Source organism: Pseudonocardia sediminis (genome assembly GCF_004217185.1).
Lineage (GTDB): Bacteria > Actinomycetota > Actinomycetes > Mycobacteriales > Pseudonocardiaceae > Pseudonocardia > Pseudonocardia sediminis.
This window is the reverse complement of record NZ_SHKL01000001.1, coordinates 816,783-828,469: the sequence shown is the minus strand read 5'-3', so window position 1 is coordinate 828,469 and position 11,687 is coordinate 816,783. Positions and strand designations below refer to the sequence as shown.

Annotated in this window: 12 protein-coding genes; 4 read left to right on the top strand and 8 right to left on the bottom strand. The window is 71.8% G+C overall.

Going from position 1 to position 11,687, the window contains the following annotated elements; genetic code table 11:
- Nucleotides 1-33: 33 nt before the first annotated feature.
- Complete coding sequence (locus EV383_RS04060; protein ID WP_207223428.1) at nucleotides 34-303, bottom strand: hypothetical protein; 270 nt, start codon at nucleotides 301-303, stop codon at nucleotides 34-36.
- A gap of 81 nt (nucleotides 304-384) precedes the next feature.
- The gene (gene mca, locus EV383_RS04055) at nucleotides 385-1,302 is read right to left on the bottom strand and encodes a mycothiol conjugate amidase Mca (RefSeq protein ID WP_130288671.1); all 918 of its coding nucleotides are present in this window, start codon (nucleotides 1,300-1,302) and stop codon (nucleotides 385-387) included.
- A 459-nt stretch (nucleotides 1,303-1,761) separates the two neighbouring features.
- Between mca and greA the strand changes: the two genes are divergently transcribed.
- Nucleotides 1,762-2,247 (top strand): transcription elongation factor GreA, encoded by a 486-nt coding sequence (gene greA / locus EV383_RS04050; protein ID WP_207223427.1) that lies wholly within the window; start codon nucleotides 1,762-1,764, stop codon nucleotides 2,245-2,247.
- Nucleotides 2,248-2,250: 3 nt separating this feature from the next.
- Here greA and ilvA read toward each other — a convergent pair whose 3' ends face one another.
- On the bottom strand, nucleotides 2,251-3,531 hold the full coding sequence (ilvA, locus tag EV383_RS04045) for a threonine ammonia-lyase (RefSeq protein WP_242622880.1): 1,281 nt from the start codon (nucleotides 3,529-3,531) through the stop codon (nucleotides 2,251-2,253).
- 157 nt (nucleotides 3,532-3,688) lie between these two features.
- On the opposite strand from ilvA, the gene EV383_RS04040 reads away from it, so the two are divergent.
- The gene (locus tag EV383_RS04040; RefSeq protein ID WP_130288668.1) at nucleotides 3,689-3,919 is read left to right on the top strand and encodes a hypothetical protein; all 231 of its coding nucleotides are present in this window, start codon (nucleotides 3,689-3,691) and stop codon (nucleotides 3,917-3,919) included.
- Between the two features lie 26 nt (nucleotides 3,920-3,945).
- On the opposite strand, the gene EV383_RS04035 is transcribed toward EV383_RS04040, so the two are convergent.
- Nucleotides 3,946-5,094, bottom strand: coding sequence for a cystathionine gamma-synthase (locus EV383_RS04035; RefSeq protein WP_130288667.1), 1,149 nt, complete (start codon nucleotides 5,092-5,094; stop codon nucleotides 3,946-3,948).
- 84 nt (nucleotides 5,095-5,178) lie between these two features.
- On the bottom strand, nucleotides 5,179-6,546 hold the full coding sequence (locus EV383_RS04030) for a cystathionine beta-synthase (RefSeq protein WP_130288666.1): 1,368 nt from the start codon (nucleotides 6,544-6,546) through the stop codon (nucleotides 5,179-5,181).
- 216 nt (nucleotides 6,547-6,762) lie between these two features.
- Here EV383_RS04030 and shbA point away from each other — a divergent pair, with 216 nt between their 5' ends.
- Both shbA and EV383_RS04020 read left to right on the top strand, forming a co-directional pair.
- Complete coding sequence (gene shbA / locus EV383_RS04025; RefSeq protein WP_130293826.1) at nucleotides 6,763-7,332, top strand: RNA polymerase sigma factor ShbA; 570 nt, start codon at nucleotides 6,763-6,765, stop codon at nucleotides 7,330-7,332.
- A gap of 105 nt (nucleotides 7,333-7,437) precedes the next feature.
- Nucleotides 7,438-8,658, top strand: coding sequence for an acetyl-CoA C-acetyltransferase (locus tag EV383_RS04020; protein WP_130288665.1), 1,221 nt, complete (start codon nucleotides 7,438-7,440; stop codon nucleotides 8,656-8,658).
- 65 nt (nucleotides 8,659-8,723) lie between these two features.
- On the opposite strand, the gene EV383_RS04015 is transcribed toward EV383_RS04020, so the two are convergent.
- The 3 genes from EV383_RS04015 to EV383_RS04005 form a co-directional block, all read right to left on the bottom strand.
- Nucleotides 8,724-9,164: a hypothetical protein gene (locus EV383_RS04015; protein WP_130288664.1), complete on the bottom strand. Its 441-nt coding sequence runs from the start codon at nucleotides 9,162-9,164 to the stop codon at nucleotides 8,724-8,726.
- A 45-nt stretch (nucleotides 9,165-9,209) separates the two neighbouring features.
- On the bottom strand, nucleotides 9,210-10,622 hold the full coding sequence (locus EV383_RS04010; RefSeq protein ID WP_341273700.1) for an MFS transporter: 1,413 nt from the start codon (nucleotides 10,620-10,622) through the stop codon (nucleotides 9,210-9,212).
- A gap of 246 nt (nucleotides 10,623-10,868) precedes the next feature.
- Nucleotides 10,869-11,684 carry a Bax inhibitor-1/YccA family protein gene (locus tag EV383_RS04005; protein ID WP_130288663.1) on the bottom strand — a complete coding sequence of 272 codons (816 nt, stop codon included), beginning with the start codon at nucleotides 11,682-11,684 and terminating at the stop codon, nucleotides 10,869-10,871.
- Nucleotides 11,685-11,687: the final 3 nt, after the last annotated feature.

Here is an 11,687-nt window from a genome sequence, read left to right as displayed (position 1 = left end):
CCCGACCGTCGCCGGACACCTGACGGCGGCCGGTCAGGACCGGTCGGAGCGGTCCCCGGTCCCGGCCGCCGCGGGGCCGTCGGTCTCATCGGCCGGGTCGAACGACTCCGGCAGCCGCTTGATCCGGCCGCTCATCGAGCGGATCAGCACCACGGTGGCGATCAGCAGCAGCAGGACGACGACGAGCCCGACCGGCGAGGAGTTGCCGAACTCCGGGCCCTTGCCGGGCGGCGGGGCCGGCTCCTGTGCGGGTACCAGGACCGACGACTGCGACGCCGGCACCACTCCCGTGTCGACCAGCACCGCTGTCGCCTCCCTCGTCCGAGATCCGGCCGGGCGCAGCGCACCCGATCACCGAACTCCCAGGTTACGCCGTACGTCCGATCAGCCCGCGCGGCGCTGCTCGGCGAGCTCGCGGATGCCGGCGAACAGATCGTCCTCCGGGAGCGTGGTCTCCACCAGCGACGTCACCAGCTCGTAGTCCTCGGTCGGCCAGACACGGGCCTGCATGTCCAGCGGCGTGTGGAACCAGCGGCTGGTCGGGTCGATCTGGGTGGCGTGCGCCCGGAGCGCGTCGTCGCGCTGGGGGAAGAACTCCGCGCAGGGCACCTTCGTCGTGACGCGCGTACCCGGGTCCGGACGGTCGGAGTTCCAGTTCGCCAGCCACTCCTCGTAGGGCGACTCCGCCCCGGACTCCAGGATCGCCTCGTGGAACGCGAGGATCCGGGCGCGGGAGAACCCGTGGCCGTAGTAGAGCTTCAGCGGCTGCCACGGCGCACCGGCGTCGGGGAAGCGCTCCGGGTCGTTCGACGCCTCCCAGGCCGCCATCGACACCTCGTGGGTGCGGATGTGGTCCGGGTGCGGGTAGCCGCCGTTCTCGTCGTAGGTGATCAGGACGTGCGGGCGGAACTCGCGGATCACCCGGACCAGCGCCTCGGTCTGCTCCTCGAGGTCGCCGAGCGCGAAGCAGCCCTCCGGCAGCGGCGGCTTGGGGTCGCCCTCGGGCAGCCCGGAGTCGATGAAGCCCAGCCAGCGGTGCGCCACACCGAGGATCTCGGCGGCGCGGGCCATCTCGGCGCGGCGGACCTCGCCCATGTTCGCGATCACGTCGGGCCGGTCCATGGCCGGGTTCAGGATGCTGCCGGCCTCACCGCCGGTGCAGGTCACGACCATGACGTCGTGGCCCTCGGCGACGTAGCGGGCGCTCGTGGCCGCACCCTTGCTGGACTCGTCGTCCGGGTGCGCGTGCACCGTCATCAGACGGGGCCGCTCACCGGGGGCGAGGACGTCGGTCGGGGTCATGGAGGCGGGATCCTTTCCCAGGTCTGACGGCCGGACGTCGCCGGTGACGGCGACGCGGCAATCTTGGCAGAGGGGTCCGACGATCCGCCTGCGAGTGCGGACCCGAGCGGCTCCCCGAACCACTCCAACGTCGTCCCGGGCCCGGATCTTCCCCGCCGCACGCGCCCGCGCGGTCAGCGGTGGACCGGCGGCGCCGACGCGACCGCCGGACGGCCGCCACAGTTCTTCTACCTGCAACGATGCCGGCCCCGGGAACTATTGCGACGCACCGTCCGTTGGACGAAAGGCTGCGACGAGCGGCCCGTCCCGTGATAAGGTGAACCGCACACGGCCCGCAGGCGGGTCGTGTTTTTCCTTACTCGGGGCTGGCCGCCCGGAGCAGCACCGACGCGTGTCCGTACGCGCTCTGCGCGCTCGGACGGCGTCATGGTGCCCTGTTTCCCTGGAGGAGTGATGACGGTGACGGATACCCAGGCGACCTGGTTGACCCAGGAGGCCTACGACCGGCTCAAGTCCGAGCTGGACGGGCTCATCGCGAACCGGCCCGTCATCGCCGCCGAGATCAACGCCCGGCGCGAGGAGGGCGACCTGAAGGAGAACGGTGGCTACCACGCCGCCCGCGAGGACCAGGGCCAGCAGGAGGCCCGGATCCGCCAGCTGCAGGAGCTGCTGCGCACCGCCCAGGTCGGCACCGCCCCGAGCAGCAACGACCAGGCATCCCCCGGCACCGTGCTGACGATCCGTTACGACGACGACGACAGCGAGAAGGTCCTGCTCGGCTCCCGCGAGGAGGGCAGCCACGGCGACCTGCAGGTCGTCTCGCCGAACTCCCCGCTCGGAGCGGCCCTGCTCGGCGCCAAGCCGGGCGAGACCCGCGAGTACCAGCTGCCCGACGGCGGCAACATGAAGGTCAGCCTGGTCGCGGTGGAGCCGTTCACCGGCTGATCGTCACGATCTCCCGTCGCGGGCCCGGCCGTTCTCGGCCGGGCCCGTTCCGGTTCCCGGACGTCCTCCCCCGGTGACGGTCACGACGTCGCCGGCGGCCTCGAGCTCGGCCACGATCCGGTCGCAGTGCTCGGCGCCGCGCGTCTCCAGACTGATCTCGACGTCGACCTCTCCGACCGGGATCGGTCCGCTGACCCGCGAGTGCGCGACGTCGGTGACGTTCGCGCCGAGCCCGCCGACCCGGGCCAGCAGCGACGCCAGCGACCCCGGCCGGTCGGGCACCTGCACGCGCAACGTCAGGTAGCGCGACGCCGCGACCAGGCCGCGCTGGATCACCTGCAGCATCACCAGCGGGTCGACGTTGCCGCCGGAGAGCACCGCGACGATCGGCCCGGGCCACCGGGCCGGCTCCTCCAGCAGCGCGGCCACCGGCGCCACCCCGGCCGGTTCGACGACCATCTTGGCCCGCTCCAGGCAGTGCACCAGCGCCCGGGACAGCGCGTCCTCCCCGACCGTCACCAGCTCGTCGATCAGCGAGCTGACCTGCGAGAACGTCGTGTCACCGGGACGTCCGACGGCGATCCCGTCGGCGATCGTGCGCATTCCGGTCACCGCGACCGGCTCCCCCGCCGCGAGCGAGGCCGGCCAGGCCGCGGCCCCGGCGGCCTGCACCCCGACGATCCGCACGTCCGGGCGGCGGGCCCGGATCGCCGCCGCGACACCGCCGAGCAGGCCGCCGCCGCCGGCCGCGACGAGCACCGTGGCCACGTCCGGCACCTGCTCCAGGATCTCCAGCCCGACCGTCCCCTGCCCGGCGATGATGTCCGGGTGGTCGAACGGGTGCACGAACACCGCACCGGTCTCCCGGGCGAACGCGGTGGCCTCGGCGACGGCGTCGTCCACGGTCTCGCCGCGCAGGTGCACCACCGCGCCGTAGCCGCGGGTCGCGTCGACCTTCGGCAGGGCCGCGCGCTCGGGCATGAACACCGTCGCGCTCACCCCGAGCAGCCGCGCGGCCAGCGCGACGCCCTGGGCGTGGTTGCCGGCGCTCGCCGCGACCACCCCGTGCTCCCGCTCGGCGGCGGTGAGCCGGGCGATCCGGGTGTACCCGCCGCGGATCTTGAACGAGCCGGTGCGCTGCAGGTTCTCGCACTTGAGCCACACCGGGGTGCCCGTCAGCTCGCCGAGCGCCCGCGCGCCGGCGATCGGCGTGACCCTCACGACGCCCTCGAGCAACGACCGCGCGGCCTCGATGTCGGCCAGGCCGACCGGGGTCGCCGGCACGGGCACGGCCACCCGTTCCGCTGACGAAGTGGTGGGACGAGCAGCCATACCAGCCATCCTGACATCCGCCCGGTAACCTCGGCAGAACTCGCCGTGTGCGGCTCCGAACACCGCACCGGACCGTACGGATCCCCGGGTGTCGGGCGGAAGGACGCTGATGACGCGGCTGCGGACCACCGCACCACTGCTGGTCGCCGCCGGGCTCGCGGCGCTGGCCGTGGTCACGGTGCGCACCGCGGGCTGCGACGAGCCGGCGCACTACGCCCTGCTGCCCGACGGCGGTTCCGTGCTGGTCGGCGGCTGCATCGAGCCCGGCGACCTGATCGTCCCCCCGTCGCCCGCCCCGCCGGCGGCGGCACCGGAGGCCCCGGTGCCGTCGCGCAGCTGAGCGCGGCCGGCCGCTCGTAGGACGGGTCAGGCGCTCGCGGCGTCCAGGGCCGAGCGCAGGTCGTCGAGCAGGTCGTCGACGTCCTCGATCCCGACCGAGAGCCGGACGAGCGAGTCCGGGACCTCGAGCATCGACCCGGCCACCGACGCGTGCGTCATCTGGCCCGGGTGTTCGATCAGCGACTCCACCCCGCCGAGCGACTCGGCCAGGGTGAACAGCTTCGTCGACGCGCAGATCGTCAGGGCCGCCTCGCGCCCGCCCGCGGCCAGGAACGAGACCATCCCGCCGAAGCGGCGCATCTGCTTGGCCGCGACCTCGTGCCCCGGGTGCTCGGGCAGGCCCGGGTAGAGCACGGTGCTCACGGCCGGGTGCGCGGCCAGCAGCTCGGCGACGCGCTCGGCGTTGTCGCTGTGGCGCTCCATCCGCACGGCGAGGGTCTTGGCCCCGCGCAGCGTCAGGTAGGCGTCGAACGGTCCGGGGACCGATCCGACCGAGTTCTGGGTGAAGGAGATCCGGTCGGCCAGCTCGTCGTCCGAGGTCACCAGCGCACCGCCGACGACATCGGAGTGCCCGCCGATGTACTTCGTCGTCGAGTGCAGGACGACGTCCGCGCCGAGCGCGAGAGGGGTCTGCAGGTACGGCGAGGCGAACGTGTTGTCGACGACGAGGCGGGCGTCGCCGGAGTGGGCGACCTCGGCGAGGCCCGCGATGTCGGCGATGCCCAGCAGCGGGTTCGTCGGCGTCTCGCACCAGACGACCTTCGTGGTCGGGCGCAGCGCGGCGCGCAGCGCGTCGAGGTCACCGAGGTCGACGGCGGTGTACTCCACGCCCCACCCGGAGAGGACCTTGTCCACCAGCCGGAACGTGCCGCCGTAGGCGTCGTGCGGGATGACGAGGTGGTCGCCCGGGCGCAGCAGGATCCGCAGCAGCGTGTCGGTGGCGCCCATGCCGGAGCCGAACGCGTGCGCATGCCGACCGCCCTCCAGCGAGGCCAGACACTCCTGCAGGGCCGTCCGGGTCGGGTTGGCACTGCGCGAGTACTCGTACCCGCCGCGGGTGCCGCCGACGCCGTCCTGGGCGAACGTCGAGCTGGTGTGGATCGGTCCGATGACCGCACCGGTCGTCGGGTCCGGCTCCTGGCCGGCGTGGATGGCGCGCGTGGAGAAACCCTGCATGGTCCGAAACGCTACGCCCGCCGCCGTGACGGGGCTGCGAGAGTCCCGCCACGGTCGTGCGACGCCCGTCCGCGGCCCCGGCGGCTACCCGTTGCCGAGGAACGACAGCACGTCGGAGCGGGTGACCACCCCGGCCGGCTTGCCGTCGACGAGCACCAGCGCGGCGTCCGCGGTCGCGAACGCGGTCATCGCGTTCTGCAGCGACTCCCCGGCCCCGAGCGTCGGCAGGTTCTTGGACATGTGGTTCTCGAGCCGGTCCGAGAGCTGGGCCCGGCCGTTGAACAGCGCGTCGAGGATGTCCTTCTCCACCACCGCACCGGCGACCTCGGCAGCCATCACCGGCGGCTCGGCCCGCACGACCGGCATCTGCGAGACGTTGAACTCCCGCAGGTAGAGCACGGCGTCGGCGACCGTCTCGTTCGGGTGCGCGTGCACGAAGTCCGGGATCGAGCCGTCCTTGCGGCGCAGCACGTCTCCGATGGTCGCGCCCTCGGTCGGGGGCAGGAACCCGTAGCTCGACATCCAGCCGTCGTTGAACACCTTGCCCAGGTAGCCGCGGCCGCCGTCGGGCAGCAACACGACGATCACCGAGTCGGCCGGCGCCGACGCGGCGACCCGCAGCGCGGCGACGGTGGCCATCCCGCAGGAGCCGCCGACCAGCAGCGCCTCCTCCTGGGCCATCCGGCGGGTCATCTCGAACGAGTCCGCGTCGGAGACGGCGACGATCTCGTCGCAGATGTCCTTGTCGTAGGTGCTCGGCCAGAAGTCCTCGCCGACCCCCTCGACCAGGTACGGACGTCCCGAGCCGCCGCTGTAGACCGAGCCCTCCGGGTCCGCGCCGACGACCTTCACGCGGCCGCCGGAGACGTCCTTGAGGTAGCGGCCGACGCCGCTGATCGTGCCGCCGGTGCCGATCCCGGCCACGAAGTGCGTGATCTTCCCTTCGGTCTGCTCCCAGATCTCCGGGCCGGTCGTCGCGTAGTGCGACTCCGGGTTGGCCTGGTTCGCGTACTGGTTCGGCTTCCAGCCGCCCTCGGTCTCGCGGGCCAACCGGTCGGAGGTCTGGTAGTAGGAGTCCGGGTGCTCCGGCTCCACCGCCGTCGGGCACACGACGACCTCGGCGCCGTAGGCCTTGAGCACGTTGCGCTTGTCCTCACCGACCTTGTCCGGGCAGACGAAGATGCAGCGGTAACCCTTGCGCTGCGCGACCATCGCCAGCCCGACACCGGTGTTGCCCGACGTCGGCTCCACGATCGTGCCGCCCGGCTTCAGCTCGCCGGAGGCCTCGGCGGCCTCGATCATGCGCAGCGCGATCCGGTCCTTCACGCTGCCGCCCGGGTTCAGGTACTCGACCTTCGCCAGCACCAGCGGGTCGAGACCCTCTGCGACCGTCCCCAACCGGACCAGCGGGGTGTTGCCGACCAGGTCGACGACGTGTTCCACATAGCGCATGGGTCAATCGTCGCACCCCGCGGCGTCGGGTGGACCGTGACGCCCCCGACGTGGCGGGGTGCCGAGATCGGGATCGTGGCGCTAGAGTTCGCGTCACCCCATCCCCATCCGGTTCACCCCTCCCCGTCCCGGCTTCGAAGGAGCACTCCGGTGCAGCGCGACCCGACCGCGTCACCGCCGTCCCCGGCCTCCGCGCGGGCGCAGGCGGACGCCGATCTGGACCTGCTGCTCGCCCGCCTGGCCCTCGCCGCCGTCGACGGCGACCGGAACGCACTGAACGAGCTGCTCGCCCGGACCGGGCCGGTCGTCGTGCGCTACTGCCGTGGACGTCTGGGCGGACGCGCGGTCGGCATCACCACCCCGGAGGACGTCGCCCAGGACGTCCTGATGGCCGTGTGCACGTCCCTGCACCGCTTCCGCGACCTCGAAGGCCCGTTCCTCGCGTTCGTCTACGGCATCGCCCGGAACAAGGTGGCCGACGTCTTCCGGGCGGCCGCGCGGGACCGCAGCGACCCCGTCGAGGAGATCCCCGAGCGGGCCGACGACGCGTCCGGCCCGGAGCCGTCCGCGCTGGCGCTCGCCGAGAAGGACATGCTGCGCGAGCTGCTCGACGAGCTGCCCGCCCAGCAGCGCGAGATCGTCGTGCTGCGGCTGATCACCGGCCTGTCCGCGGAGGAGACCGCACGGACCGTGGGGTCCACCGCGGGCGCCGTCCGCGTCGCCCAGCACCGGGCGATGCAGACGATGCGCCGCAGCCTCGCGGCGCGGCCCCGCGACGACCCGTAGGCGGTCCCCCGCCGGGTGAGGCGACGATCGTCACTCCCGCACCCCAGGTTACTCGCGAGTACAGTCATTGCGACGACATCTCCCGAGACCCGGAGGAGGACGACGATGCCCGAAGCCGTGATCGTCGCCGCGGCCCGATCGCCGATCGGCCGCGCGAACAAGGGATCCCTGGCCGGCATGCGCCCGGACGACCTGACCGTGCAGATGGTGCGCGCGGCCCTGGCCCAGGTCCCGGAGCTGGACCCGACCGAGATCGACGACCTGATGCTGGGCTGCGGCCTGCCCGGGGGCGAGCAGGGCAACAACCTCGCCCGCATCGTGGCCGTGCAGCTGGGCTACGACACCGTGCCCGGCACGACCATCACCCGCTACTGCTCGTCGTCGCTGCAGACCACCCGGATGGCGCTGCACGCGATCAAGGCCGGCGAGGGCGACGTGTTCGTCTCCGCGGGTGTCGAGACCGTGTCCCGGTTCGCCAAGGGCACCTCCGACTCCTGGCCGGACACGCACAACCCGCTCTTCGCAGACGCCGAGGCCCGCACCCTCGCCACCGCGCAGGCCGGCTCGGAGACCTGGACCGACCCGCGCACGCTCGGCGAGCTCCCGGACGCCTACATCGCGATGGGCCAGACCGCGGAGAACGTGGCGCGCGCCGCCGACGTCAGCCGTGAGGACATGGACCACTTCGCGGTCCGGTCGCAGAACCTGGCCGAGAAGGCGATCGCGAACGGCTTCTTCGAGCGCGAGATCTCGCCGGTGACCCTGCCCGACGGCACCGTCGTCAGCACCGACGACGGCCCGCGCGCCGGCACCACCTACGAGGGTGTCTCGCAGCTCAAGCCGGTGTTCCGCCCGGACGGACGGATCACCGCGGCCAACGCGTGCCCGCTCAACGACGGCGCCGCGGCCCTGGTGATCATGTCCGACACCAAGGCGAAGCAGCTGGGCCTGACCCCGCTCGCGCGGGTCGTCTCGACCGGCGTCACCGGGCTGTCCCCGGAGATCATGGGTCTCGGGCCGGTGGAGGCCTCGAAGCAGGCGCTCTCCCGTGCCGGGCTCACGATCGGCGACATCGACCTCGTCGAGATCAACGAGGCGTTCGCCGCGCAGGTCCTGCCCTCGGCGCGGCAGCTGGGCGTCGACGAGGAGAAGCTGAACGTGCACGGCGGCGCGATCGCGCTCGGCCACCCGTTCGGCATGACCGGCGCCCGGATCACCACCACGCTGCTCAACGGCCTGCGTGCCCGCGACGGGCGCTTCGGGCTCGAGACGATGTGCGTCGGCGGTGGCCAGGGCATGGCGATGGTGCTCGAGCGCCTGAGCTGACCCGTTCCACCACGTTCGGTCGCCGCGTACCCGGTCCGGGTACGCGGCGACCGTCGTGTCGGGGGTCAGGCGGCCGCCGGGCGGTCCAGGGCGATCCCGGCCTCCTCGACCGCGGCCTCGGTCCGCAGCCGGGCCAGGTCGCGGTCCGGGTCGAGCGCCCCGGCCGTCCCGCCCGCCACGACCGCCGCCCGCAGCGGCGGGTCCGGGATCCCGACGGCGTCGCACACGTCGAGCAGGACGTCGTCGTAGGCGGCCAGCAGGGCCGTGCGGCGGACCCGGGTCGTGGCCGGCGGGCCCCGCCGTTCGGCGTGCAGGCGGCGCAGGTTCCGGACCAGAGACTCCAGCGGTGCCCGCGTCGCACGGGCCTGCGGAGCGGGGCGCCACCGTTCCCAGAGCACCTGCACCGCACGGGGCAGGCGCAGCACCAGCCACAGCAGCACCGCGGGTGAGAAGGCGATCAGCGCGAACAGCACGACGCCGGTGAGCACCGACCGGTCCCCGGTCACGCCGGTGATGCTAGACGTGATCCGGCCCACACACGACCCGGCGGGCTAGCGCTGTCCGGCCGCCACGAGCTCCCGTGCCTCCTCCTCGGTCGCCACCGCGGGCTTGGAGCCCTCCAGCGGCCTGCCCGCGGACTCGACGAGGAAGTAGCAGCTGACCAGGCCGACGACGCCGGCCGCGATCAGGTAGTAGCCCGGCCAGTTGAGGTCGCCGGTCAGCGTCACCAGCGCCGCGATCACGGTGGCCGCGGTCCCGGCGAAGGCCGAGACAAACAGGTTGAACGTGATCGACAGCCCGCCGTAGCGGATCTCGGTCGGGAACAGCGACGGCAGCGTGGACGGGCAGATCGAGGAGAACATCACGAGCGTGAGGCCCATGATCAGCAGGCCGCCCATCTGCCCGAACAGCCCGGACTGCAGCAGCAGCACCGACGGCAGGCCCAGCACGACCAACATGATCGAACCGGTGATCAGGAGCGGCTTGCGGCCGATCCGGTCGCTGATCCGCCCGAGGAACGTGATCACGACCATCAGGATCAGCAGCACACCGATCTGCAGCAGGTTGGACGTCGTGCTGGAGACGCTCTCCAGGCCGGCGTCGCGCAGCGTCCCGGTGGTGTAGGTGGGGACGTAGGCGGTCAGCACGTAGTTGGTGACGTTCCAGGCGACGATCAGGCCACCGGCGACGAGCATCGCGCGCCAGTGCTTGGTGAAGATGAGCTTGAAGGCCTCGCCGGTGGGGGTGCCCTCGCTGCTCTCGGACTTGTCGAGCAGCTCCTTGAACGCCGGGGTCTCCTCCAGCTTGTTCCGCAGGTAGAGCCCGACCAGGCCCAGCGGAAGAGCGAGCAGGAACGGGATCCGGAAACCCCAGCTCAGCAGATCCTCACGCGGGAGGAAGAAGACCAGCGCCGTCGAGATCGACGCCCCCAGCGCGTATCCGGTCAGGGTCCCGAACTCGAGCCAGCTGCCGAAGAATCCGCGTTTCTTGTCGGCGGAGTACTCCGCGATGAACGTCATCGCACCGCCGTACTCACCACCGGTCGAGAACCCCTGGATCAGCCGGATCACCAGGACCAGCAGCGGTGACGCGATGCCGATCGCGGCGTAGCTGGGGACGAGCCCCAGCAGGAACGTGCCGGCCGCCATCAGGATGACCGTGATCGAGAGGACCTTGGTCCGGCCGATCCGGTCGCCCAGCGGGCCGAAGAACAGCCCGCCGATGGGGCGGACCAGGAAGGACACCGCGAACGTGCCCAGCGCGAACAGGGAGGCGTTCGACCCGGCGCCGGAGAAGAAGACCTCCTGCACCGAGGACTCGACGAGGTAGGAGTAGACGCCGAAGTCGTACCACTCGGTGACGTTGCCGATCGCGGCCGCAGCGACGGCCCGCTTCATCGTGGCGTCGTCGGTGACGATGACGTCCCCGATGTCCTGTGGTCCTGCGGCAGCGCTTCCGGCCACGTGATCCCCCCTGAGCTCGCGGTCCGGGGGACGTTAATCCGGGAAATGCGCTCCGTCGAATCGGCCGACCATTGTGCGCATTTATGTATTTAAAGTTCGCTTGACGAACTATGTCTGATTACTCCCGGAACGACGAACGCCGCGGACGAACGGAGCACGAGGGCTCCGTCGTCCGCGGCGGTGGGCCGGAGGGGGCGATTCCGGCCCGCCCCGGTCACGAGGACCGGGAGTCGGGTACCGACGCTGCTAGTCGCCGCGCAGGTAGCTGAGCAGGCGCAGGATCTCGATGTAGAGCCAGACCAGCGTCGTCATCAGGCCGAAGGCGATGTACCAGGCGAACTTCGCCGGGGCACCGCCGCGCACGGCCTGGTCGGCGGCGTCGAAGTCCAGCAGGAGGCTGAACGCGGCGACACCGATGATGACCAGGCTGATCAGGATCGACAGCGCACCGCCGCTGCTCATCGGGTTGCCCGGGAAGAAGATGTCCCCGACGAACCGTGCGAGCACCAGGACCATGACGCCGATCAGGGCGCCGATCATCCACTTAGTGAACCGCGGGGTCACCTTGACCGCGCCGGTCTTGTAGACGATGAGCATGCCGACGAAGACACCGACCGTGCCGAGCAGGGCCTGGAAGCCGATGCCCCTCATGTTGTCGATCTGTTCCAGCATCCCGGCGATGCCGCCGAGCGCCACGCCCATCAGGGCGGAGTAGGCCAGGACCGTGCCCGCGTTCGCCCAGTTCGGCTTGAAGGACAGAGCGAACGACAGGATGATCCCGATCAGGAACGCGGGGAGCGCCAGGATGTAGAGGCCGCTCAGGGCGGTGAGCGTGCCGGCGACGATGGCGAGCCCGCCACTGACCGCCGTCTTCGTGACGATGTCGTCGATCGTGATCGGTCGGCCGCCGCTCCCGGCCCGGCCGTAGCCGACCTGCGACGCCTGGGTGTCGGCGTAAGCGGACGCGCCGCTCATCAGCCCACCCTGGTTGCCGAACGAGGCGTACCCGCCACCCTGCCCGCTGGGCAGGTTGCGGAACGCCGGGTTGCTGGTGGAGCGCACCTT

What these genes read in the sequence shown, in the direction of transcription:
- EV383_RS04020 (WP_130288665.1), top strand. Translation starts at nt 7,438, where the DNA reads ATGCCCGAAGCCGTGATCGTCGCCGCGGCCCGATCGCCGATCGGCCGC.
- EV383_RS04035 (WP_130288667.1), bottom strand. Translation starts at nt 5,094, where the DNA reads ATGCAGGGTTTCTCCACGCGCGCCATCCACGCCGGCCAGGAGCCGGAC.
- mca (WP_130288671.1), bottom strand. Translation starts at nt 1,302, where the DNA reads ATGACCCCGACCGACGTCCTCGCCCCCGGTGAGCGGCCCCGTCTGATG.
- EV383_RS04030 (WP_130288666.1), bottom strand. Translation starts at nt 6,546, where the DNA reads ATGCGCTATGTGGAACACGTCGTCGACCTGGTCGGCAACACCCCGCTG.
- EV383_RS04040 (WP_130288668.1), top strand. Translation starts at nt 3,689, where the DNA reads ATGACGCGGCTGCGGACCACCGCACCACTGCTGGTCGCCGCCGGGCTC.